22 protein-coding genes, 2 tRNA genes and 1 pseudogene are annotated in these 24,401 nt (G+C 41.2%); 18 read left to right on the forward strand and 7 right to left on the reverse strand.

Annotated elements, in window-relative coordinates:
* The 3 genes from AAEY99_RS17825 to AAEY99_RS17835 all read left to right on the forward strand — a co-directional run bounded on the left by AAEY99_RS17825 (nucleotide 1) and on the right by AAEY99_RS17835 (nucleotide 2,535).
* Nucleotides 1–76: transfer RNA gene (locus tag AAEY99_RS17825), tRNA-Val, on the forward strand.
* Between the two features lie 35 nt (nucleotides 77–111).
* A tRNA-Val gene (locus tag AAEY99_RS17830) sits at nucleotides 112–187 on the forward strand.
* 1,016 nt (nucleotides 188–1,203) lie between these two features.
* On the forward strand, nucleotides 1,204–2,535 hold the full coding sequence (locus tag AAEY99_RS17835) for a hypothetical protein (protein WP_351011435.1): 1,332 nt from the start codon (nucleotides 1,204–1,206) through the stop codon (nucleotides 2,533–2,535).
* Nucleotides 2,536–3,203: 668 nt separating this feature from the next.
* On the opposite strand, the pseudogene AAEY99_RS17840 reads toward AAEY99_RS17835, so the two are convergent.
* A pseudogene (locus tag AAEY99_RS17840) lies at nucleotides 3,204–4,088 on the reverse strand (IS110 family RNA-guided transposase).
* 111 nt (nucleotides 4,089–4,199) lie between these two features.
* Nucleotides 4,200–6,029 carry an ABC transporter ATP-binding protein gene (locus tag AAEY99_RS17845; RefSeq protein WP_192116312.1) on the reverse strand — a complete coding sequence of 610 codons (1,830 nt, stop codon included), beginning with the start codon at nucleotides 6,027–6,029 and terminating at the stop codon, nucleotides 4,200–4,202.
* A gap of 212 nt (nucleotides 6,030–6,241) precedes the next feature.
* Between AAEY99_RS17845 and AAEY99_RS17850 the strand changes: the two genes are divergently transcribed.
* The 6 genes from AAEY99_RS17850 (at nucleotide 6,242) to sstT (ending at nucleotide 13,314) form a co-directional block, all read left to right on the forward strand.
* Nucleotides 6,242–7,777, forward strand: a complete 1,536-nt coding sequence (locus AAEY99_RS17850; protein WP_351011437.1) for an AlkA N-terminal domain-containing protein — start codon at nucleotides 6,242–6,244, stop codon at nucleotides 7,775–7,777.
* A 4-nt stretch (nucleotides 7,778–7,781) separates the two neighbouring features.
* The gene (locus tag AAEY99_RS17855) at nucleotides 7,782–8,333 is read left to right on the forward strand and encodes a methylated-DNA--[protein]-cysteine S-methyltransferase (protein WP_351011439.1); all 552 of its coding nucleotides are present in this window, start codon (nucleotides 7,782–7,784) and stop codon (nucleotides 8,331–8,333) included.
* Between the two features lie 72 nt (nucleotides 8,334–8,405).
* Nucleotides 8,406–9,692 (forward strand): DEAD/DEAH box helicase, encoded by a 1,287-nt coding sequence (locus AAEY99_RS17860; protein WP_335692855.1) that lies wholly within the window; start codon nucleotides 8,406–8,408, stop codon nucleotides 9,690–9,692.
* A gap of 11 nt (nucleotides 9,693–9,703) precedes the next feature.
* Nucleotides 9,704–10,183, forward strand: coding sequence for a dual specificity protein phosphatase family protein (locus AAEY99_RS17865; protein ID WP_101086564.1), 480 nt, complete (start codon nucleotides 9,704–9,706; stop codon nucleotides 10,181–10,183).
* 492 nt (nucleotides 10,184–10,675) lie between these two features.
* Nucleotides 10,676–11,581 carry a chemotaxis protein CheV gene (locus AAEY99_RS17870; protein WP_174839683.1) on the forward strand — a complete coding sequence of 302 codons (906 nt, stop codon included), beginning with the start codon at nucleotides 10,676–10,678 and terminating at the stop codon, nucleotides 11,579–11,581.
* Between the two features lie 500 nt (nucleotides 11,582–12,081).
* Nucleotides 12,082–13,314: a serine/threonine transporter SstT gene (gene sstT / locus AAEY99_RS17875; RefSeq protein ID WP_101086565.1), complete on the forward strand. Its 1,233-nt coding sequence runs from the start codon at nucleotides 12,082–12,084 to the stop codon at nucleotides 13,312–13,314.
* Nucleotides 13,315–13,601: 287 nt separating this feature from the next.
* Here sstT and AAEY99_RS17880 read toward each other — a convergent pair whose 3' ends face one another.
* The 3 genes from AAEY99_RS17880 to AAEY99_RS17890 all read right to left on the reverse strand — a co-directional run bounded on the left by AAEY99_RS17880 (nucleotide 13,602) and on the right by AAEY99_RS17890 (nucleotide 15,614).
* Nucleotides 13,602–14,255 carry a pseudouridine synthase gene (locus tag AAEY99_RS17880; RefSeq protein WP_351011441.1) on the reverse strand — a complete coding sequence of 218 codons (654 nt, stop codon included), beginning with the start codon at nucleotides 14,253–14,255 and terminating at the stop codon, nucleotides 13,602–13,604.
* A gap of 151 nt (nucleotides 14,256–14,406) precedes the next feature.
* Complete coding sequence (locus tag AAEY99_RS17885; protein WP_162023548.1) at nucleotides 14,407–14,988, reverse strand: protein disulfide oxidoreductase; 582 nt, start codon at nucleotides 14,986–14,988, stop codon at nucleotides 14,407–14,409.
* Between the two features lie 29 nt (nucleotides 14,989–15,017).
* Nucleotides 15,018–15,614, reverse strand: coding sequence for an acyl carrier protein phosphodiesterase (locus tag AAEY99_RS17890; protein WP_011638153.1), 597 nt, complete (start codon nucleotides 15,612–15,614; stop codon nucleotides 15,018–15,020).
* A gap of 194 nt (nucleotides 15,615–15,808) precedes the next feature.
* Between AAEY99_RS17890 and AAEY99_RS17895 the strand changes: the two genes are divergently transcribed.
* The 6 genes from AAEY99_RS17895 to secF all read left to right on the forward strand — a co-directional run bounded on the left by AAEY99_RS17895 (nucleotide 15,809) and on the right by secF (nucleotide 21,562).
* Nucleotides 15,809–15,997: a hypothetical protein gene (locus tag AAEY99_RS17895; RefSeq protein ID WP_101086568.1), complete on the forward strand. Its 189-nt coding sequence runs from the start codon at nucleotides 15,809–15,811 to the stop codon at nucleotides 15,995–15,997.
* A gap of 68 nt (nucleotides 15,998–16,065) precedes the next feature.
* Entirely contained in the window at nucleotides 16,066–17,106 is a 1,041-nt protein-coding gene (queA, locus tag AAEY99_RS17900) for a tRNA preQ1(34) S-adenosylmethionine ribosyltransferase-isomerase QueA (RefSeq protein WP_351011443.1), read from the forward strand.
* A gap of 142 nt (nucleotides 17,107–17,248) precedes the next feature.
* Entirely contained in the window at nucleotides 17,249–18,373 is a 1,125-nt protein-coding gene (tgt, locus tag AAEY99_RS17905; RefSeq protein WP_011638151.1) for a tRNA guanosine(34) transglycosylase Tgt, read from the forward strand.
* 25 nt (nucleotides 18,374–18,398) lie between these two features.
* Complete coding sequence (yajC, locus tag AAEY99_RS17910) at nucleotides 18,399–18,731, forward strand: preprotein translocase subunit YajC (RefSeq protein WP_011638150.1); 333 nt, start codon at nucleotides 18,399–18,401, stop codon at nucleotides 18,729–18,731.
* Between the two features lie 18 nt (nucleotides 18,732–18,749).
* The gene (secD, locus tag AAEY99_RS17915; RefSeq protein ID WP_059744418.1) at nucleotides 18,750–20,600 is read left to right on the forward strand and encodes a protein translocase subunit SecD; all 1,851 of its coding nucleotides are present in this window, start codon (nucleotides 18,750–18,752) and stop codon (nucleotides 20,598–20,600) included.
* 14 nt (nucleotides 20,601–20,614) lie between these two features.
* Nucleotides 20,615–21,562 (forward strand): protein translocase subunit SecF, encoded by a 948-nt coding sequence (gene secF, locus AAEY99_RS17920; RefSeq protein WP_101086571.1) that lies wholly within the window; start codon nucleotides 20,615–20,617, stop codon nucleotides 21,560–21,562.
* 56 nt (nucleotides 21,563–21,618) lie between these two features.
* On the opposite strand, the gene AAEY99_RS17925 is transcribed toward secF, so the two are convergent.
* Together AAEY99_RS17925 and AAEY99_RS17930 are read right to left on the reverse strand one after the other, a co-directional pair.
* Complete coding sequence (locus AAEY99_RS17925) at nucleotides 21,619–21,774, reverse strand: hypothetical protein (RefSeq protein WP_351011445.1); 156 nt, start codon at nucleotides 21,772–21,774, stop codon at nucleotides 21,619–21,621.
* A gap of 55 nt (nucleotides 21,775–21,829) precedes the next feature.
* The gene (locus AAEY99_RS17930) at nucleotides 21,830–22,231 is read right to left on the reverse strand and encodes a DUF3224 domain-containing protein (protein WP_335692865.1); all 402 of its coding nucleotides are present in this window, start codon (nucleotides 22,229–22,231) and stop codon (nucleotides 21,830–21,832) included.
* A gap of 165 nt (nucleotides 22,232–22,396) precedes the next feature.
* On the opposite strand from AAEY99_RS17930, the gene AAEY99_RS17935 reads away from it, so the two are divergent.
* The 3 genes from AAEY99_RS17935 (at nucleotide 22,397) to AAEY99_RS17945 (ending at nucleotide 24,382) form a co-directional block, all read left to right on the forward strand.
* The gene (locus AAEY99_RS17935; RefSeq protein WP_101086574.1) at nucleotides 22,397–22,717 is read left to right on the forward strand and encodes a putative signal transducing protein; all 321 of its coding nucleotides are present in this window, start codon (nucleotides 22,397–22,399) and stop codon (nucleotides 22,715–22,717) included.
* 385 nt (nucleotides 22,718–23,102) lie between these two features.
* The gene (locus AAEY99_RS17940) at nucleotides 23,103–23,462 is read left to right on the forward strand and encodes a rhodanese-like domain-containing protein (protein ID WP_162023543.1); all 360 of its coding nucleotides are present in this window, start codon (nucleotides 23,103–23,105) and stop codon (nucleotides 23,460–23,462) included.
* A gap of 8 nt (nucleotides 23,463–23,470) precedes the next feature.
* Nucleotides 23,471–24,382 carry a precorrin-2 dehydrogenase/sirohydrochlorin ferrochelatase family protein gene (locus AAEY99_RS17945; protein ID WP_101086576.1) on the forward strand — a complete coding sequence of 304 codons (912 nt, stop codon included), beginning with the start codon at nucleotides 23,471–23,473 and terminating at the stop codon, nucleotides 24,380–24,382.
* Nucleotides 24,383–24,401 lie beyond the last annotated feature (19 nt).

A 24,401-nucleotide genomic window follows, 5' to 3' on the forward strand; every position in this document is an offset into this window, starting at 1 on the left:
GGTCGCTTAGCTCAGCTGGGAGAGCACCTCCCTTACAAGGAGGGGGTCACTGGTTCGAGCCCAGTAGCGACCACCATATCAATTTGTTCTATATTTTTGCGTTTTATCCCAGGTCGCTTAGCTCAGCTGGGAGAGCACCTCCCTTACAAGGAGGGGGTCACTGGTTCGAGCCCAGTAGCGACCACCATCTTGTATTTCTGTATTATTTCTCTAAAAACCTTCAACGTTTTACCAAACAATCCAAACAATCCAAACAATCCAAACAATCCAAACAATCCAAACAATCCAAACAATCCAAACAATCCAAACAATTAATATTTTACTTACATTTTTTGTGTCTATTTTTATTCCTGTTCATAAAAATGTATGGTCCGTAAGCGTCCAGGCAAGTACATCTTCAGCAGCTCTTATTCATCCTCTTTATTAACGACTGATCATTACATCAGGAGTTAAAATAGTTAGACGTTCACATGAAGATTGGGTTGCCTTGATACAACAGTAATCCGCTGGTGGCTTGACTATTACCGCTTTTTGTCGTCTGCATAAGTTCAGTATCAGCTGATTTCTCGCCCGCAAAGCAGACATTGCTAAAATGATCACTCCAAAGAGCGCACCATTTGTTAAGGCTATTCTGACCTCGACGACGGCGATAATAAGCTTTGCAAGCGTCTTCATGACCAACCTTGGGAGACAGGGCGTTGGCTGAAACGAGTAATACAGGGTCACATTAATTATTATGGTGTGCCTTTTTAAATGCTCATTCCTACCGCGACCGATCACTGGTTTAATCCCATTTGATCGCATCTGTGCTACCTTGATAAACGGAGCAAACCAGAACCTGATATCGATAGCTTGTTACGATGGAATGTTAACCAATCGGCGGGGTTCGCTAGACGCTTATGAAACAAAACGTAAACGCAATTTAACAAATGACACCCAAATTAATAACAAAGCGTTTGGGCGAACCCTTAATCTCGGTTATATTACGGGTAAAACAGGGAGTCATAAATCGTATTCGGACGACGTCAAGGAAGAGACATGAGTGATCAGCCAATAGGCCGACATCTTATTCTTTTCGTATTCCACGAAGGTTTGGCCACTCTGTATTTAATCGGTGTTATTCCTATTTTTATAAACTTAACATGAACTTTTTGATGGGGCTTTCCCTTTCACTGTTCAGCTCGATCATATTAAGGAAGAGATATGAGAACGACAAAATGGATGTTAACCTCGTCATTCACCTCAATACTATTATTAGGATGTGGTGGAGGCAGCGGCGATGATGCAGGAACCGCTAACTCGGGTGATCCATCAAACAATCCAATCAATACACAACTCACGCTCAATACCGTTGTGACGAATAAATGTAATGTTCAATCGCCCAAGGCGGGTGTAGAAGTTCTTTTTCATAATGCACAAGGCGACGTTATTGCAGAGCATGTGACTGACTCAAATGGTCTGTTAACCACTGAATGGCCGAGTGATGCTAAACATATCACTACGGTAGCGCTGAATTATTTTACCCGCAATTATGGTTTTAGAACGTTGAGTATTGATACCATTATGGATACGAAAGGGGGAGATTTAGGTGTCATTCATTTCACAAATTTGAGCTATGCACCTGATTGTGATTGCAAAGATGTCACATTTTTTGTTCAAAATTTGATTGAGTCCTCCCCTGATAGCAAACTTAATATCGGCGGTGGACAGGGATATCTAACACCATATACGGCAGATTACTCTCTTGAATGGTGTGATGTGCAAGGACCCATTGATATTCAGTTAACGGCGGCTGATAATCAATCGAGTCAAGCTGGACAAATTGACTTAACCAATCTGGATGAATATACCTTAAATCTCGATGATTTTAATCATGTAGGGGTCATGGTTAACGATCCGGTAAATAACAGTGACGATGATATACATGCTTATTCTTCAGGTAGCTGGGATAGCTATAACTACGCCAATGAGCCTATCTTTATTTATCCGACTATTGCAGAGCATTATTACGTGTCATCTAATATTACTAAACAAATTAAAGTTTACGACACAGTGGGTTATTCTGCCAATTCGGCCATTCGTAAGCTGGATCAACAAGGTAATGCTTCAAGTGAAATCGTATTGGATGTTAATAACGCGTTTTCTAAAGAGGCGTATTCATTATATGAAACAATACGTAGCCAACAAGCCCCTTATCAATATGATTTTTCTAATGCCAGTGATGACATTGCCTTTAGTGAAATACTCCTAGGTGGGAGAAACGGTGATGGTGGTGTAGTGTGGAGGTTGCATGGTGGGATCAGGGGAACCATACCTAACTTCAGTTTCACCCCCTCGCTGGAAGCGAGTATTAACGTATTAGGTGATCGGTATATCCGATTTTTGGCGACAAGTTATGGTGATAAAAAAACGTTGGATGAATGGAGAAGGTTAGAGGTTGAACAAAGTCGAATGGCCGATCCTGATCTCAGTCCGTTATCAAAAGGAAGTGATGTAATGAATTTAGGCTTCTATAACGTTGAATATACTTATTAACGTCAATGTGCCTAAGCATTAAACCATTTATTGGGTGTGGGCATTATCATTGAGCGCTATGCGAGGGGATTGATGTCACAGTGAGTAATGTGTCTCACTCCGTCCAACTGGGTTTTGATATCCACTCAGCCTGACGATCAGTCGTAGCAAAAGGGCTATTGCTGTGACTGATCGCTAGCATTTTTCTACGAAGCCAAATGGCTTTTCTGTCATCGAGAATGGGATTGTTCAGAGTATAAAACTGAGCCGATCTGACTCATTATGAGGCCTTCAACATGACATGTCTCATCCTACAACCTCAGATAATTGTGTCTCAATGGCTGACTTTTTGGCCATTTTTAGTCTCAAGGGGAATAGGATGAAATGAGAAATTCATTTTAAATCAGTAAAGTAGACTAGAACCATTGCGGCCAATACTACTGAAAACGTCTCCTCACTTGACCGGTCGTGGTAGTAATGCTCATTCCTACCGCGACCATAACGAGGTTGGTTTGCGCCAATGTATTCGGAATCTTCATTAGGTGCTTTACCACCTACGCCACGATGAGTTCCGCGCTAGATTGTCCTCAAAAAGACCAAAGTATACTTTCGGTGCTGTTTTTTATGTCAAGTCTTCAATCTAGTGGTCTGACGATTCTGTCATCTTCTCTATCATCTGCAAACTCGGGTTAAACTCTTATTTCAAATGCTTGCTTGGTCGCTATTATCGACCACGCTATTCGTACCGACTTATTCGCTAATGCAACGACGGCTACATTAAATGGCTTCTTTGCTCTGAGCTCAAGTATCCATTCTCCAAATACGGCCACCGCTTTTTCTGGCCTTAATAACATCGCTCGAGCAACATGAATAAACAACGTTCTTAAAGCCTTATTTCCACGCTTACTTATCCCAAGCAAGGTTGACTTCCCTCCCGTTGAATATTGACCATTACACTAGAACATCTTGCTCGACAAGCTGTTTAAGTTTTTATCTTGCCCTGCTATACGCTCAATAAGCAGTAAATAATACTCATGATGTTCAATCAATTCTTGCATCAACATGGCTGGAAGCTGTTCGCCGTTATCGGCAAGCCATTGGAATAACACTTTCATTTTGGAATGCCCTCTAGGAAAGCTCATGCCAAACTCGAGTAAAGTTGCACCAATGCGTGACATACACGCTGTCCGCTCTTTAGTATAACTGGACCTAACGCTGATGACTTTTGAGGTCTCTGTTTTGACACCAACAAAACGCATCGACGGTCTTGTTCATGCTTCTGCTATTGCATCGGCATCAATATAATCATTTTTATTCGTTTTAACGTAAGGTTTAACATATTGGGGAGGAATAAGCTTAACCTCATGACCTAGTGCTTGGCATTTTCTTGCCAACCAGTGGGAATCACCACATGATTCTATTGCAATCATTGTTTTAGGTGTTTGTGACAGAAATTGAATGAGCTTTGAACAAGTTAAATGTTTACGAAATTGTTCACGACCAGTGTGATCATGCCCAACAAGATGAAAAGAAGATTTGCCTAAATCGATCCCAACTACTTTAATAATAGACATGATGGTTCGCCTCTTTGATTAGCCTACCCTAAGTATAGTTTAGGGGTGAGGCGGACCATCTAATTAAGCCACTCAAATTTGAGTGGCTAATGCTCATTACTCAACTTTCGATTAATCTAACCCTAAAAATCCGCCAGTTTGATGGGCCCACAGTTGTGCGTATATCCCTTTGGCATTAATCAGTTCTTGATGAGTACCTTGTTCAACAACACAGCCTTTATCTAATACAATGAGTCTATCCATCGCTGCAATCGTTGAAAGTCGATGTGCTATCGCAATCACTGTTTTACCTTCCATCAATTCATACAACGACTCTTGAATCGCTGCTTCGACTTCAGAATCTAATGCTGAAGTGGCTTCATCAAGCAATAGAATTGGCGCATTCTTAAGTAATACTCTTGCAATGGCGATCCGTTGACGTTGTCCACCAGACAGCTTAACGCCGCGCTCACCCACTTGGGCATCAAGCCCTTTGTTACCAAAGGGATCCGTTAAATTGTCAATAAACTCTGCAGCTTGTGCTTGAGTTATCGCCGCTATTAATTTTTCATCACTGGCATGTGGATCACCGTACAGAATGTTTTCACGGATCGAACGATGTAATAACGACGTATCCTGAGTCACCATACCAATATTTGCCCGTAATGAGTCTTGGGTTATATCCGTTATAGGTTGATCATCAATCAATATTTGGCCTTTTTCAACATCATGAAAACGCATCAATAAGTTGACTAAGGTCGATTTTCCTGCACCAGAACGTCCTACAAGACCGACTTTCTCGCCCGCTTTAATATTCAGATTTAGTTGCTCAATGACGCCGGTTTTTTCACCATAATGAAAGCAAACCTGATTGAAGTCGATTTTACCGTGGTCAACAACAATGTCTTTTGCATCGATTTTATCTTGGATAGCAATGGGTTTTGATAAGGTATTCATACCATCGGTGACGGTACCAATATTTTCAAATAGCGAACTGATTTCCCACATAATCCATTGTGACATTCCATTCAAGCGTAACGCTAAACTCACCGCAATCGCAATGGCACCAACCGTAATCGCATTGTCTGCCCATAACCAAATAGATACAGCCGCAATGGTGAACGCTAATATGTAATTAATGATTTGTACTAAAACATTAATGATCGTTACGAGACGCATTTGGCCATAAACGGTTTTTAAGAAACGCGTCATACTATCTTGGGCGTAGTCAGCTTCTTGAGTCGTATGCGAGAACAGCTTTACGGTTGATATGTTGGTATAACTATCGACAATACGGCCGGTCATTGTTGAACGAGCATCGGCTTGTTCTGTCGATATTGCTTTCAGCTTTGGAACGAGTTTCCATTGAATCAACACATAAGCCGCTAACCAAACGAGCATGGGTAACATTAAACGAACGTCAGCAGTGGCAATCATGACCAACATCGAGGTGAAATACACCAAAATGTACATCAGTACATCCAGTAGTTTCATGACAGTTTCACGTACAGCAAGCGAAGTTTGCATTACCTTTGTGGCGATTCGTCCTGCAAAATCATCTTGATAAAATGAAATACTCTGTTTGAGTAAATAGCGATGTGCTTGCCAACGAATAGCCATGGGGTAGTTACCTAAAAGCGTTTGGTGCACGATAGAAGCATGCAACCAGACAACCAGCGGGATAACGACTAAGACAATTACTGACATGGTAATTAACGTTGTGCTTTCATCTTGCCACAATGTTTGCGGATTTTTGGTGACCAACCAATCTACCAGTTGCCCCATAAAACCAAACAATGACACTTCCAACATTGCCATTATGGCTGTCAGTACTGACATGATAATTAATGGTAAACCAAACCCGCGGGTATAATGACGACAAAATGCGTACAAAGTATTGGGTGGCTGAGTCGGTTCTTCTTGTGGTAAAGCTTGGGTCAATGATTCAAAAAATTTAAACATCTAATGCTCTAACTTAATGGTGAAAATTCTGCTGACTAGGATAACGCAAAAAGGCCAAATGTAATGGGTTAAATTGTTACCATATACGAAACGATTGGGTTCCGTTTTCCGCTAGTCGTGGTTGTTGTATTTCGGTAAAGTAATCTCTTGAATACGCTATAAGCAGAAAATAGTTCAGTTTTTCAGTGAGTGATATAAGGCTAAATAAACGAATGGTCCAGATTAACAGTGATTGTTATATTGCAGCACAGATCTGCCAGCAAGCAAGGCTTAGTCGTGATGCTCGCTTTGATGGTCAATTTTTTACCGGAGTTATCACTACTGGTATTTATTGCCGATCAATTTGTCCCGCTCCTGCGCCCTATGAAAAAAATGTCCGTTATTTTGATTCTGCGATAAAAGCGGCTAATGCTGGACTTAGGCCTTGTCTTCGGTGTCGCCCTGATAGTGCACCGAGTTCATTTGCGTGGTTAGGTACTCAAACAACGTTAATGCGTGCTATCACGTTAATCGAACAAGGCTTTTTAAATGGTGAAGATGCAGGAACGATCGTCAAGTTGGCTAATAAATTAGGTATTACCAGTCGGTATTTAAATAAACTCTTTAACCAAGCTTTGGGGACTTCACCTAAACGTTTTGCGTTGTATCAGCAGTTGATGTTTGCTAAGCAGCTATTACACCAAACTCAATTATCAATGACAGACATCGCCATGGCCGCTGGTTTTAATAGCATCAGGCGCTTTAATGAAATTTTTAAACAAGAACTACTATTAACACCGAGTGATTTACGCCGAAAGAGCCGACGTTCAACTGATGAAACTCATCCTTATAAAAAAAACCAAGTGAGTATTAACATTAAACCAATAACATTAGCACTATCTTATCGGCCACCCCTAAATTGGGCGAAGATGTTGGCTTTTTATGCCTTTCGTCAAGTTGATAATATGGAGGTCATTGATGATATTTCGGGACGTTATGGCCGAACCTTCTCATTTAATGGTGTAGAAGGCTTTTTTTACATTTCACTGAATGCCGATAAACCTCAACTTGATGTGAGTATTTACTTAGCCGATGCCAATGATATTAAATCCTTGCATTATATTACTCTGCAATTACGGCGTATGTTTGATTTAGATGCTGACATGGCGATAATCCAGCAGGCATTATCTCCTATCATAGAATTAGGCGCCAAAATTGATAGTGGTTTGCGTATTCCCGCGGCAGGTAGTGTATTTGAGGCCGCTTGCCGTGCCGTATTAGGGCAACAAGTGAGTGTGGTGCAAGCCACTAAACTATTAAATTTATTGGTTGAATCTTATGGTGAAACGCTGTTCATCGATGGTAAGACTTGGCTGTTATTTCCGACGGCACAAGCTATTGCTAGCGCTTCATTAGATGAACTTAACATGCCAGGTGCTCGAAAATTAGCATTAAATGCCTTGGGGCAATTTGTACATCAGCATGCTGACTCAACACCTGACGATTGGTTGTCCGTAAAAGGTATCGGCCCATGGACTGTTGCTTATGCAAATATGCGAGGTTTGAGTGATCCTGATGTGTTTTTGAGTTCTGATTTAGTCATCAAAAATCGTCTTCATGCGTTATATGAGCAATCGGGTAAGCCCATTGAAAACCCTAAATCGTACTTAAGCATTGCTGCCGACATTGCAAAACAAGCATCACCTTGGGGCAGTTACTTAACCTTCCAGCTTTGGGGTAATGATCCTGTCGCTGCAAAAAACGGATAATATTATGACCCATTTTACTTCGCCCAAGTGTCATGCTTTAATCACAAGTCCAGTTGGTTTACTTTCGCTTAAAGCATCTGAGCATGGATTAACCCATCTACAGGTTGAAGATCTTGCCCAAACGAGCTTGCTCGTAGAGATTCAAACTCAGTTTATACTCCAACAAAGCAATACTGAGACTACTCAAGATTTATTGATACAAGCCCAACAACACATTGATACAACAGTCATTCAATTAACAGAGTACTTCGCTAATCAAAGGCAGCATTTCAGTGTTCCACTAGCGCCTAAAGGTACCGTGTTTCAACATGAGGTTTGGCATGCTCTGAGTCAATTAACATTCGGCCATCGCTGCAGTTACAGTGATATCGCTAATACTATTGGGAGACCTAAATCTGTCAGAGCGGTCGGGGCTGCAAATGGTGCAAACCCAATAGCCATTATCGTTCCTTGTCATCGGGTGATAGGCAAAGGCGGTAAGTTAACTGGTTATGCTTATGGGCTCGATATGAAGCAGTGGCTACTAGACTTAGAAGGGATTGAAGAAATTAACTAATTTATCTGACTGCTGTGCCAAAGTACGTTAAAATGTGCGATTGATATCCATTATTTTGAGCGCATTTGATACATGACCCAAGCTTCTTTAGCTACGACTTTCGCTGAATTTGGCCTGCATACTCCATTGTTGGCCAGATTAGCTGAGCTTAAATACCTGCAGCCTACACCAATCCAAGCAGAAACCATTCCTAGCACACTAACCGGTAAAGACTTACTGGCAGGTGCCAATACCGGCTCAGGTAAAACAGCGGCTTTTGCATTGCCGATTTTACATCAATTGGTGAGTCGTCGGGCAACAACATCTGCCAAAGGTAATTTTGTCAGTGCGTTAGTCTTGGTTCCAACGCGAGAACTCGCTAAGCAAGTTGCCGACAGCTTTAAATCCTATGCGGTTCATTTAAATGGCGACATTAAAGTGGTTGCTGCATTTGGCGGTGTATCTGTTAATACTCAGATGTTAGCATTGCGTGGTGGTGCCGATGTGGTGGTCGCGACGCCAGGTCGTTTACTCGATTTAGTATCGTCAAATGCACTAAAGTTGTCCCAAGTGACAACGTTAGTACTTGATGAAGCTGACCGAATGTTAAGCCTTGGTTTTACTGAAGAATTGACTCAAGTACTCAATTTACTTCCTAAGCAAAAACAAACGTTATTGTTTTCAGCTACTTTTCCAGATGAAGTACGCCAACTAACGCAAGCGCTGCTCGTTAATCCGCTTGAGATACAATTACAAAGCGCTGAAGCGAGTACATTAGTACAACGGGTAATGACGGTTAATCGTGAAAAAAAGACCGCATTACTTGCGCACTTGCTACAACAACATCAATGGCGCCAAGTATTGATTTTTGTTAATGCCAAAAATAGTTGCAATCATTTAGCTCAAAAACTGGCTAAACGTGGTATCACTGCAGAGGTGTTTCACGGTGATAAAGCCCAAGGCGCGAGAAGTCGTGTATTGGAAGGTTTTAAGGCAGGAGATATTCAAGTGCTCATAGCGACTGACATTGCTGCTCGTGGCCTTGATATTGAAAAATTACCAGTGGTAATAAATTTTGACTTACCGCGCAGTCCAGCAGATTATATGCATCGAATTGGTCGCAGCGGACGTGCGGGAGAGGTCGGTTTAGCGTTGACCTTGTTGTCGCATGATGAGTATCATCACTTCTCTGTTATCGAGAAAAAGAATCAAATTCGCCTTGAACGTGAACAAGTTAACGGATTTGAGGCTGATGATGTAGTGCCTGAAAGCGTACTGGAACAACCTAAGCCAATGGCGAAGCCAGAAGGTAGCGGTAAGAAAAAACGTAAAAAGTTGTCCTCAGTTAATGTTGATATTTGGGCTAAAAAACCAGATTAGTAGTAGGTAATATGAAACATATTTTTTGGTTAGTTGATGGACAAGTTGCAGGCCGTAGCGGTCCAAACAAGGATGCGTGGGACTTAGCTGAGTTAAAGCAAGCCGGTTTCGGTGCAATTGCATCCTTAAATAATGGTGAAGGTTGCGATATCGACGCTATGGCTGAATTAGGTCTTCGTCATAAAGTATTTAATTTACCTGATAATATTCCACCTAAGCCGCATGACTTAGCTATTTGTGCTGAAATACTCCCCCAGGTATTAACATTTATTCGTGAATGTGAAACTGATCAGTTACCAGTGTTACTCCATTGTCGCTCTGGGATCAATCGTACAGAAATGGTGATGGCTTATTATATGATGGAGAACGGTGCAGCGCCTTTGCATGCGGTTAGTCAAGTTCGTAATGCCAGTGGCTTAGCGTTCGATGCTGAGGGGTGGGATCAATTTGTTTATGATGTGCTTTACGAGCTGCAATCTGCTTCGAACTGATTAATGTCAATTTAAAGCATCATAATAATGAGGGAAACAACGATAATTAAATCAGTGGCTGATTTAATTATCGTTGTTTCCCTTTGTTGTTTTTATTAGGCTATATTCGGTGCTAACTTGCACTCTGTTCTAGCTTATATGTGTATATTGCCGATTAAGTTTTTCCCGGCTTTGATAAATTACATAAGAAGGTTCACAACAATTCAATCGTTGATCTTTTTTGCACGACATATCGACAACTTGTTGCGGAAATAGTACTAATGTAGTTTGCTATTTCTGGTTATCAACCAAAGTCTCCGCCTCAAATACTCATTATTTATAGAACCGTAATTGTATCGTAATGATTTATCGAGTTGGCTATTATCGGATGAATAGCTAATTTTGTGATTTGTAATGATCTTTGCAGATAAAATAGGCCACTTAAGCTAGTCTAAAGACTGACGATAAATGCTATAGTGAAGTAGATTTCAGTCTTCAGATGAAGGGGTAATGATGAGTCCGAAAATGAGCAAAGCGAATCAATCGCAGGGTTTATTGCTTTTTAAATTAAATCAAACACAAGTGTTTGCTTTAGGTACTTTAAAAATTCGTGAACTCGTGCCGTTTACTCCTTTAACTAAAATCCCACACTCTCACTCGGCTATTCTTGGTGCAGCAACCATTCGGGGTATGACTATTCCGATTATCGATATGGCTGCAGGTATTGGCTATAGACCCGTTACCGAAGCAGAGCTTAAAGATAGCTATATCATCATTACTGATTGTCAGAGAATGGTGATAGGTTTTCTTGTGCGCTCAATCGATAAAATCATTGAATGTAATTGGCGTAATATCGAAGCACCTTCAGGTAACTTAGGCAAAAATGCCTTTTTAACAGGTGTAACCCGTTTTAATGATCAGCTGGTTCAGTTATTAGATGTCGAGTTATTACTGTCGAAAATATTTCCGGATGATCCGATTAATAATCGAGCGATATTAACCGATGTACAACGTGAGAAATTAACACCGTTACGTATTTTACTGGTAGATGACTCAAAAGTTGCCCGTAAACAATTATCTGATGCATTAGACTCTATTAACATTGCTTATCAGGTGACGGCAGATGGTCGCGACGCTCTGCAGATGATGCAACAAGCCGCGGAAGAACGAAAGCCTATTGATTTACTGGTGAGTGATATTGAAATGCCAGGACTTGATGGATACGAATTAGCCTTTGAGGTTAAAAATAATCCAGCAATTGAACATGCGTACATTATTTTACATACGTCATTATCCAGCGAAATCAGTGTCAGCCAAGCCAAACAAGTCGGAGCCAATGAGGCGTTAACTAAGTTTGATGCTAAAGAGTTGATTGAAGCGATGCTTAGAGGTGCTCAAGCATTGCAGCCTGCTGGATGATTGTCATTGTTTTATTTTTGGTATTTTCAGCCTGTAACATGGTTAACAATTTAACAGCAAGTAACCTGTAACCGTCAAATTAGTGCTTTCTTTATGACCGATGATTGAATTTTTTTACTCATTTGGTATCAACACTAGACTTATTGCATGGCATCCTGATATATAGCTACAAGGCTTTTATAGTGTTCAGTATATTCGCTGGGCACAAGGTAATGCTTAACTTTAATGAGGGAGTGCTATCCCTGAAAACGGATTGATTGAAGTGTGCTAATTGAGTGTGGTGAGTTAATCTCCCTCAATGAGTAAGAAAGTAGGGTGTTTTCAGTAATAGCATTGATATTATCGAGATGTCATGAGTATCGTAACCTAAGTATTATATCGCTGTAAGTTACAAGGTGATAAATACGTGGATACGACGAGTATTATGATGTTTCCTTTTCTAAAGATAAGCAAAACCTTGATCATAAAAAGTCATAAATATAATAATCATAGGTTAAGCAATGAATCAAAAAACATCACTGTTAGCTCGTATCGCTAACGGTAGCCTCGTGCTACAAATCATCAGCGGAATCATTTTGGGCGTGATTCTGGCAAGTATTTCAACCACAGGTGCCAATAATGTGGCTTTTTTGGGCTCACTTTTTGTGGGTGCTTTAAAAGCCATTGCGCCAATACTGGTTTTTGTTTTGGTTGCATCATCGATTGCCAATCAAAAGAAAAATAGTCAAACCAATATGCGTCCTATCATTGGGCTATATCTTTTCGGAACGTTTGCAGCGGCATTAACAGCAGTATTATTCAGTTTTGCTTTTCCAACGACTTTACTACTAACAGCCGGGATAGAGGGCTCAAATCCTCCTCAGGGGATTAGCGAAGTAATCAATACCTTATTGTTCAAAGTTGTTGATAATCCGGTGAACGCATTATTAACGGGCAATTACATCGGTATTTTGGTGTGGGGGGCAGGCCTTGGGATAACCATGCATCATGCCAGCGACAGTACTAAGCAAATGCTCTCTGATGTCAGTGATGCGGTGTCAAATATAGTCCGCTTTGTCATTCGTTTAGCACCAATTGGTATTTTTGGTTTAGTTGCGGCTACATTTGCTGAAACAGGTTTCGACGCTCTTGCGGGTTACGGCCAATTATTGATGGTACTTGTGGGATCCATGTTATTCATTGCTTTGGTGATTAACCCTATTATCGTTTATGTCAAAATTAAACGTAACCCATATCCATTAGTATTTAAATGTTTACGTGAAAGTGGTGTAACAGCCTTTTTCACCCGTTCAAGTGCGGCCAATATTCCGGTCAACATGGCATTGTGTGAAGAGCTAAAATTGCATAAAGACACCTATTCTGTGTCTATTCCATTAGGTGCCACCATTAATATGGGCGGTGCTGCGATTACCATTACGGTATTAACATTAGCAGCAGCTCATACTTTGGGTATTCAAGTGGACTTTATGACAGCTCTGTTATTGAGCGTGATAGCGTCCGTTTCTGCTTGTGGTGCTTCAGGTGTTGCCGGTGGTTCACTATTATTAATCCCATTAGCGTGTAGTTTGTTTGGCATTTCTAATGATGTTGCTATGCAAGTTGTGGCAGTTGGTTTTATTATTGGTGTGATTCAAGACTCAGCTGAAACTGCATTAAATAGCTCTACAGATGTGATCTTTACTGCTGCAGCATGTGAAGCTGCTGAAGCGAAAGAGACAGCTCAAGCGCGTTAATATCGTGAAAAAGTCCTTATTGATAAATGCCGACGCGATAGCGTCGGCATTTTTTTGTTTGAATTGCCAAGGTAACCTGATGTGAAGATAACAAACGCCTCTCAAACAGTTCCTTGTCTTGATACCTGCGTTATTCTTTACACAAGAAGACTTGCAATAGGCTAGATATTGACGCGTCGATTCGTCTTGTTACTAAGACAAATAATAATATTGATAGTGATTAATCGCTAAGCTTTTAATCCTTCTCACTACATTCTCATCTCTTATCCCAAGCTCTGATTAAGATATTAAAATGGATGCTGACTAAAAAACGTCATCTCGATTTGGCTATAAGGATGGGTAATTGCGAGCGATTGCGCATGCAGGTTTAACCGTTTACTGGCACTAATTGTTTCGGTATCGCCATAAAACTCATCGCCTAAAATGGCATGGCCAAGCGCCAACATATGAACCCTAAGCTGATGAGTGCGACCCGTGTGGGGTTTAAGTTCCATCAGGGTTGACTGCGTCCTATGTTCAAGTACCTGGAAGTAGGTTAACGCAGCTTTGCCTGAATCTGTAAGCATTTGGAATGGTGGTGAATCAGGATTAGGTCCTAGGGCAAAGTTCACTTTACCTTGTTGTTCACCCACGTGGCCAATCACTTCAGCAATGTACACTTTTTTGGCCTGGCGATTTTGAAACTGAATTTTTAAATGTGATTCCGCTTTTTTAGTACGAGCAAAAATCATGATCCCAGAAGTATCACAATCTAAACGATGGATCAAAATCGCTTCAGGATAGCATCGTTGTAAACGGGTTATGGCCGTATCGTGTGTGTCAGGTGAACGCCCTGGATTTGATAATAGGCCTGAAGGCTTATTGATGACGATAATGTCACGGTCTTTATAGCGTATGTCCAACCACGGAATTGAGGGTGGTTGATAAGTAAAGATGTGCATTATAAGGTGTCTCTCTAATTGTGTCTGATTCAGGTATTGATGTGGCGAAACGTTAATCTCGCGAGTACTCATGTTGCGGATACTAACAAAGTTTTACTGATAACCAAAAACCAATTATTCGACTGAATAATGCTGTTTGGTTATGGCTGCTTTACCAGGTCGCTAACCATAACCGTAATGACATTCCCCAACTGCTTGTTACGCCAGAGGTAACAAAGCGAATATTGTTTTCAGTATCAACGATATAAATAGCAGGCAATGCCATGGCGCCCCATTGTTGGCTTAATAACATTGTTTGATGCTGATTGATGACATCAAAATGATAATGATGATGTTGCATAAAGGTGCTGATGTCGTCGTCAGAACCTGAAGCTACTGCAATGGAAACAACCTGATAATCTGGATTAAGATTAACCGAGTTCACCATAGGAGAGGTCACCTTACACACCGGACACCAAGTGCCCCAAAAATAGACCAAGGTGGGTTTATTTTGGGTACTGTTCTCTCTGATATGCTGCTGGGCGTCAATTGATGCTGAAGTAAATAATGATATTGGTTTATTGGCGATAGTATATGCGTTAATTGGCATCGCTATGCCTGTTCGCATATCTCGCTGTAGATAACTCGCGATAGCGAACAACACCACCGCAATAACGATTATATCGCGTAGACTCGTTAGCCAAAACCGTTTGGTTTTGAGTGTGTATTTTAGATTAAGTAACCATGACGGCATACGACATTAATTCCTATAAATACCCTGTATTAAGGTAAATATGCTGCCGGAGTCTTACGACTATAAAGCCTGCTATAGGCCATTAACTGTGGATAAAAGGTTCTAAATGCAATCTCGATATCAATATAAATCTTATCGATATCTTTAATGGCATGGTCAAAAAGTTCTGGTTTTGATAAACGACGACTGACGCCTTTAATCGCTTGATCTAATCCTTGCCTTGTTTGGTAACTACTAAGCCAATCTTGCTGGATAATTTGTGGCGCAATGGCCTGTAACGTCGGAGGTAGTTCAAGTGTAGTACTAAGCTGGTGGTATGCTTTTTGGCAAAATTCATCTAATGGCTGATGATGATACTCTTCCCAATAAAATGCTAAGTAATGATCAAATACTAAGTCTACTAATATCGGTGCAACACGACGTGAGGTTTTAGGAAACAGCTTGAGCAGGTCGATAATAATTTCATGACTATCAGTAATTTGGTCTATTTGTCGATGAAGCCATATCCCTTGTTGCAGATGTTTTGGATGTTGCTCTATGTTACCTTTCGCGAAATCACCCGACAAATTAGCTACTAGGTGAGTATCGCTGATGTCGGCTAAATGTAAGTGAGCTAAAAAGTTCATAAATTGTACTTCTAATTTTATTATTTTACAGTATGATACTAGCCGTTTGTAACAAAGCGTTACAAAGTGGCAAGTGAGTGGTGTTAATCATAACGTTTTATAGATAAATGTCATGGAGTATTGAGCTTCGTATCATTGTGATGCGTATATGTAACTGCTTTTTAAAGGTTATAGGATTAATTTAGGGATCAAGGATGATGAAAGACTGGATTAAAAAGTTATTGGGTAAGCCAGCTGCACCAAAAAGAAATAAAGTACACATCGACATGCGTTATGAAGAACATTCATATAAATCGGCCCAAACCTTTGACTCTGCCAAGTCAGATACTATTGAACTGGACGATATCGACACCGAGTCGATAGAACAAAAGCCGACAAAATAATCACCAAACTTGATCTTAACCCGCAGTCGCCATAGACTAGCGGCCGTTTTTACTGTTGAGATCATACTATGCGTGTTGCAGATTTTTCATTCGACCTACCTGATGAGCTGATTGCTCGCTATCCGACAGCACAACGCAATGCTTCGCGTTTACTCACATTAAGTGGCGAAAACGGTGAGCTTGCCGACAAAAAGTTTACTGATTTATTCAATCTGATCAATCCTGGAGACTTGATGGTGTTTAATAACACCCGAGTCATACCTGCGCGTTTATTTGGTCAAAAGTCGACTGGCGGTAAGCTTGAGATTCTCGTTGAACGTATGCTCGACGATAAACGTATTCTAGCCCATGTTCGCAGTTCAAAATCGCCTAAAGTGGATACGATTATCGACTTAGACGGCGGCTACCAAATGAAAATGTTGGTTCGTCACGATGCTTTGTTTGAGCTTGAGTTACTGTCTGATAAAACCATATTAGAAGTCCTTGAAGACGTTGGCCATATGCCACTGCCTCCTTACATTGATCGTCCAGATGAAGATGCTGATAAAGAACGTTATCAAACAGTGTATAACCAAACGCCAGGTGCTGTAGCTGCACCTACAGCAGGCTTACACTTTGATGATGCCATGCTAGCCGATTTAAAAGCCAAAGGGGTTAATATTGCCTTTGTGACTTTGCATGTCGGTGCCGGTACATTCCAGCCAGTACGAGTCGATAATGTGCTTGAGCACAAGATGCATTCAGAATGGGCTAATGTTCCACAAGAGGTTGTTGACCTAATTGCGCTTACTAAAGCGGCTGGAAATCGTGTTGTTGCCGTCGGCACAACCTCAGTGCGTTCATTAGAAAGCGCAGCACGCGCGAGTGGAGAAGGTCCGCTTGAAGCCTTTAGTGGTGATACCGATATCTTTATTTACCCAGGTTTTCAATTTAAAGTTGTTGATGCCATGGTCACTAATTTTCATTTACCAGAATCAACATTAATCATGCTGTTGAGTGCTTTTGCAGGTTATGAAGCGGTCATGAATGCTTATCAACATGCGATTACGCAAAAATATCGCTTTTTTAGCTATGGCGATGCGATGTTTGTGACGAAAAAAGCCCCGTAGGCAATGAATTTGATTTAAAATACTCGCCCACAATAGTGGGCGTTTTTTTGATTTAATGTGTCAGTAACCTTGAAGCATTAAAATTTGCCCTCATTACTATAGAAACTAAACGAGTCAGACTGTTTATCTGGCAAGGTGATTTATGAAATTTGAATTAGATACAACTGATGGTCGTGCACGTCGCGGACGTCTTATTTTTGATCGTGGCACTGTAGAAACACCAGCATTTATGCCTGTTGGAACTTACGGTACGGTAAAAGGTATGACGCCTGAAGAAGTGCGCGCTACTGGAGCCGACATTTTATTGGGCAACACCTTCCATTTATGGTTACGTCCTGGCGAAGAGATCATGCGTAAACACGGTGATTTGCACGATTTTATGAATTGGCAACGCCCTATTCTAACGGACTCGGGTGGATTCCAAGTGTTTAGTTTAGGTGACATTCGTAAAATTACTGAAGAGGGTGTGCATTTCCGTTCACCGATCAATGGTGAAAAGATTTTCTTAGACCCAGAAAAATCAATGCAAATTCAGGATTCTTTAGGATCTGACGTGGTGATGATTTTTGATGAATGTACACCGTATCCAGCGACACATGACGAAGCACGTAAGTCGATGCAAATGTCACTGCGTTGGGCTAAGCGCTCACGTGATGAGTTTGACCGTTTAGAAAACCCCAACTCTTTGTTTGGCATTATTCAAGGTGGCGTATTTGAAGATTTACGTGACGAGAGCGTAAAGGGTCTTTTAGACATAGGTTTTGATGGTTATGCCGTAGGTGGTTTAGCTGTTGGCGAGCCTAAAGCAGACATGCACCGTATTTTAGAGCATGTTTGTCCGCAAATTCCTGCTGACAAGCCGCGCTATTTAATGGGCGTAGGCAAACCTGAAGATTTAGTCGAAGGTGTTCGTCGTGGTGTGGATATGTTTGACTGTGTAATGCCAACACGTAATGCCCGTAATGGCCATTTATTTACCAGTGAAGGTGTGATTAAAATTCGTAATGCACGTCACCGTGATGACACAGCAACATTAGATCCTAAGTGTGATTGTTACACTTGTAAAAACTATTCACGTGCTTATTTATACCATTTAGATCGTTGTAATGAAATTCTAGGTGCGCGTTTAAACACCATCCATAATTTACGTTATTACCAAATGTTGATGGAAGGTTTGCGCGGCGCAATTGAGACAGGTACATTAGACGCCTTTGTTAAGGAGTTCTATACCAGTTTTGGTCGTGAAGTACCTGAGTTAATCGTTTAATTTTAGCTAATAAGAAGAGAGAACTATGTTTATTTCAAATGCATATGCAAGCCCAATCAGTGGTGTAGCCGGTGGCGAAACCATGCAGTTAATTTTCATGCTAGTCATGTTTGGATTAATCTTTTACTTCATGATTTTCCGTCCACAGTCAAAGCGTGTAAAAGAGCACAAAAACCTAATGGCGTCGATTTCAAAAGGTGATGAAGTGTTAACCAGTGGTGGCATTCTCGGTAAAGTGACCAAAATCGGTGAAGAAAGTGATTATGTGTTATTAGCGATTAATGATAACAACCAAATCACGATTAAAAAGGATTACATCGCAGCGGTATTGCCTAAAGGTTCTATCCAGTCGTTATAAAGCCAAGAGGGCTATGGTGTGTTAAATAAATACCCAATGTGGAAAAACATCATGGTGATGCTTGTCATCGCCATTGGTAGTTTTTATGCAATACCAAATTTGTTTGGTGAAGATCATGCAGTGCAGATTGTCGCAACTCGCGGCGCAGAAGTGACTGCATCGACACAAACGACTGTGGTTGATTTATTAGATAGTCAGGGTATTGCCGTAAAGCGTGCCGAGCTTGAAAATGGTCAGTTATTGGTCCGAGTGCAAAATCCTGAGCAGCAGTTGGTGGCTAAAGAAGCTATCGCTGAGCTGCTTGGTCAGAAATATACCGTTGCGTTAAACTTAGCTCCGGCAACCCCTGAATGGCTTGAAGCTGTTGGTGGGTCGCCGATGAAATTAGGTTTAGATTTACGTGGTGGTGTTCACTTCTTAATGGAAGTGGATATGGGCGAAGCTATTCGTAAAATGGAAGAAGCTAAGATAGCTGATTTCCGTAGCCAGCTTCGTGAAGAAAAAATTCGTTATGCTGGTATTCGTAAAACCCCTAAAGGAATTGCGATTAAGTTTCGAGATGCTGAAACTGTTGACCAAGCTGAGACTTATTTAAAAACTCGCAGCAATGACATGACCTATACCGACGCGAGTAGCGGTAATGAGTTTATGCTTCTTGCTACCATGAGTGATGCTTACCTTAAGCAAATTAAGGAAGAAGCATTACAGCAAAACATTACCACTATTCGTAACCGTGTTAACGAGTTGGGTGTTGCTGAGCCTGTAGTACAACGTCAAGGCGCTGAGCGCATTATTGTTGAACTGCCTGGTGTACAAGACACAGCTCGTGCAAAAGAAATTTTAGGTGCTACGGCATCGATTGAATTTCGTATGGTTGACGATAAAGCCGACGTAAGTGCAGCAGCAAATGGTCGTGTTCCAGCAGGTGCAGAAGTGTACCAACGCCGTGAAGGCGGGATTGCCGTATTGAAAAAAGAAGTGATGCTAACGGGTGATCATATCACTGGTGCACAACCTACTTTTGATGAATACAGCCGTCCACAGGTAGCGATTAATCTTGACGCGAAAGGCGGCTCGATTTTCTCTAACGTCACCAAAGATAATATCGGTAAACCAATGGCAACATTGTTTATCGAATATAAAGACAGTGGTACACGTAATCCTGATGGCACAGTGAAAATGACTCGTATTGAAGAGGTTATTTCAGTTGCGACGATTCAGGCTCGTTTAGGTCGTAATTTTGTCATTACCGGTCTTGAGCATACTGAAGCACAAAGCCTAGCGTTATTATTACGTGCAGGAGCGTTGATCGCGCCAGTGACCATTGTGGAAGAAAGAACTATTGGCCCAAGCTTAGGTGCTGAAAACATCCAAAACGGTGTTCAAGCGATGATTTGGGGCATGGTTGTTGTTCTTGTATTTATGATGGTTTACTACCGTGCATTTGGTTTTATTGCCAACCTTGCATTGATGGCAAACTTAATTATGGTTGTTGGTGTGATGTCTATGATCCCAGGTGCGGTATTAACCTTGCCAGGTATTGCGGGCATGGTATTAACGGTGGGCATGGCGGTTGACGGTAACGTACTTATTTTTGAACGTATCCGTGAAGAACTTCTTGGCGGTCGCAGCGTACAACAAGCTATCCATGAAGGTTATGGTAATGCTTTTTCAACCATTGCAGATGCTAACATCACCACTTTTATGACAGCGTTAATCTTGTTTGCTGTCGGTACCGGTGCGGTTAAAGGCTTTGCTGTTACCTTAATGATAGGTATCGCGACTTCGATGTTTACAGCCATAGTTGGCACACGCTCAATCGTGAATGCGGTTTGGGGTGGTAAGCGCGTTAAGTCATTGTCTATCTAAGGGAGAAGTTGAATATGTTGCAAATATTTTCAGTAAAGAAAACAGTCGACTTCCTTCGTCATGCACTTCCTATTAGTGTAATGTCGTTGATCTTAGTTATTGCTTCTTTTGTATCGCTAGGCGTACAAGGCATTAACTGGGGCTTAGATTTTACCGGCGGTACGGTTGTTGAAATGGAGTTTTCAGCACCTGTTGACTTGAATGCTTTACGTGCGACCATGACCACAGCTGAAGCTGAAGGTGCGGTAGTACAGAACTTTGGTTCAAGCCGCGATATATTGGTGCGTTTACCGGTAAGAAATGAGTTAAAAAGTGATGTCCAGGTTGCAGCAGTATTAACTGCTGCGCAGTCAATTGATTCAGGCGTGATTCAAAAGCGTGTTGAGTTTGTTGGGCCACAAGTAGGTAAGGAATTAGCGGAGCAGGGTGGCTTAGCCGTTATTGTTGCTTTAATCTGTATTCTTATCTATGTATCATTTCGTTTTGAATGGCGTTTAGCTGCAGGTTCTGTAGCGGCGCTAGCCCATGACGTTATTGTGACCTTAGGGGTATTTTCGGTATTACAGCTTGAGTTTGACTTGACCGTATTGGCAGGTTTATTAACAGTTGTAGGTTACTCACTTAACGATACCATCGTAGTGTATGACCGTATCCGTGAAAACTTCCTTAAAATGCGTAAAGGCACCCCTGTAGAGATTGTGAATACCTCAATCACTCAGACCATGAGTCGTACTGTTATTACTACAGGTACTACATTAATTACCGTTATTGCGCTGTTTTTAAAAGGCGGCACAATGATCCATGGTTTTGCGACTGCATTGCTACTCGGTATTTTTGTTGGTACATACTCATCGATTTACGTGGCAAGTTATTTAGCCATTAAATTGGGTATCAACCGTGAGCATATGTTACCGGTAGAGATTGAGAAAGAAGGTGCTGATCAACCTTCAATGATGCCTTAATAAGTATTATTAATCTTTATCGCTAAAAAGAAACCCCAGCTTGCTGGGGTTTCTTTTTATGCCTTAGTTATGTTCTGTTGTTCTGCTAAATGCACTTCACAGGCAGCCATCAAAGTTTTGTGCCATTGGGTTTGTGGGTAGATCATCAGCGCTTCCCACCCATCACTGCCGAGTATATCAACACTGATAAACATCAGTGAAGTTACCATCATCTTCCCAGATACTCTAAATGTACCGATATTAGTCTCTAAACGAGAAATGGTTATTTTAGTCATGATGCAAAGTGATGAGGTAATCTGCTTGGCCGTTTTCGGTTGAGGTAAACTCACCGTGGCCGATAAATTGATGCAAGTTATCGGTACCCGAGTCAGCTATTACATTGAATTGGCTTTGTGCAACACCTTGCGAGAATACCCCATTATGTTGTAACACTATGGTGCCGGATATTTCTGGCGTGTTTATGGTTAAGTGCTCCATTCCAACAAATACCGCAGCCTCCCCATTTTGATATGACATTACATAGCGAATTTGAGCTGAACCATTGATATCACCAGAATACGTTTGGGTAATTTCGGCAATGGTTTGTTTGCTGTTATTGCCGTGTTCAGCATATGCCGATTCATTCCAAGCGGTGATTTGAAATACACCTTTTAAGACTATTTTTGTCATGTAGAGCCCTGCTTATGATGTTATTAAATGCGAAGAGTTCATATAAAGTTAACATAATCATTGTCTATGACAAATGTCCAATTTATAAACAACACTCGACAGATTTTGGTAGAGGCAGTAGGATGAAACAAATTTGCCAGCAAGAGCAATGCAGTAGGATAACGCATGGAACAACGAAAAGTATTATTAGCCGGTGGTAATTTACTGCAGGCTCACACATGGAAAGGGCTACTGGAAACCAGTGGAATTGAAGTTGATCTTAAAGGTGAAGCACTCATTGGTGGTGTAGGCGGTTTACCGATTGAAATGCAAACGGTAGAATTATGGGTAGCAGACAATCAACTTGTCACTGCGCAAACCTTACTCGATTCACTCGATATTGAACAGCCTCAATGGCAATGTGTCCAATGCCATGAAATAAACGAAGGCAGTTTTGAATTGTGTTGGCAATGTAGTTCGCAAAGAAGTGAAATGCATAACGAATAAACCCGTATGATGGTTTTTTAACGTTGAAAGCCTTCTTTCATGACCACATATTATTCAACATAAACGGGGTTTAATCGCGACGTAAATATTAGACGAAAAGTGTCTAAGTCAATTTACGTTTAGTAATAAAGAGCCTAGTTTATAAATATGCGCCCGTTTAGTTGAGCCACTAGGATTGCATATGTGGCTTATTTCGGCGCAATTAGCGCTTATTCATGTAAATGACACCATCATAAACTCCTCGTTATAGTAAATTGCCACTAACTGCAGCAAAATTGCTTTCAAAAATCCAATAGACTCTAATGATTAAACTACTTTTAGGTTTATGACGTATGTAGTGCTAATTTGTCACAAATGAGTGATTTAACTAACTTAAGGAAACGCTATGCAACCCTCTCCAGCATTCGCCAGTTTGGTCGATTCTGTTATGCCACATGTTAGCTTGTTAACCATTGAGCAATATCAACAACAAGATCAATGGCAATTAATTGATGTGCGAGAAGATAACGAATGGTTACAAGGGCATTTACCTAATGCAAAACACCTCAGTCGTGGCATTATTGAACGTGATATAGAGCATCGTTTTCCGGATAAAAATACTCCAATATTACTTTATTGTGGCGCAGGCCAGCGTGCAGCATTATCTGCCTATAATTTACAACTTATGGGTTATACGCAAGTTGCCTCAATGGTTGGTGGCTACCGTGCTTGGATACAACATCAATTCCCTATCGTTGAAGACTGAGTAGATTAATGCAATATTTCCCTTTGTTTGTCGATACTCAAGGTTTGAAGGTCTTATTGGTTGGTGCTGGTGAAGTTGCCACACGTAAACTCGATTTGTTGTCTCGTACGGATGCTCATATTCATGTCATAGCGCCGACGGTTGCCAATGATATTGAAAACTATTATACGCAGGGGCGGATCCAGCTGTCTCGTCGTGAAGTATGTGCTGATGATATTGCCAATGTGGATATCATTTACCTTGCTACTGCCGATGAGCAATTGAATATGGATTTTGCGCAGTTGGCCACAGAGCGGGGGATTTGGGTGAATGTGGTCGATAATCCTAAATTTTGTCGATTTATTACGCCTTCGATAGTGGATAGAGGCCGGTTAGTGGTTGCGATAAGTACAGCTGGTGCCGCACCTGTTTTCGCTCGAACCATCCGTTCACGCCTCGAAACTATGCTACCGTCATCATTAGCGCCTTTATTTGATTTTGTTGCCAGCAAGCGCGAGGAAGTACAACATAAATTATTAGCAGGCAAAGATAGACGTTTATTTTGGGAACGTTTTTTTACCACTAACCAAGATAAATTCGATGCATTAACAGAACAACGTTACCTTGAGTCTTTTGAAGACTTTAGTGTTAAAGGTGAGATTCTTTTGTTAACCGAGGATACGCCGGCACATTTACTCCCTATTGCAGCAATGCCGCTGTTACAGACATTAGACGTGGTTTACAGTGATAGTGCGCTTGATAGTGAGATTAATGAATTATTAAGGCGAGACGCAAGCAGAGAAGCGGTGCCATTGTTAAGTGATATCACTCATCAATATGAACATGGATCTCGTATGTTGATAGTGTCTTCTGTTGCAAAAGTCGCCCAGTTAAGTGCGCATTTTCCAATGGCTAAACATCTACGCCCTGGCGCTATTTAACCGGATAAGTACGATGTCC

This window comes from Shewanella sp. S1-58-MNA-CIBAN-0166, assembly GCF_040310085.1.
Taxonomy (GTDB): domain Bacteria; phylum Pseudomonadota; class Gammaproteobacteria; order Enterobacterales; family Shewanellaceae; genus Shewanella.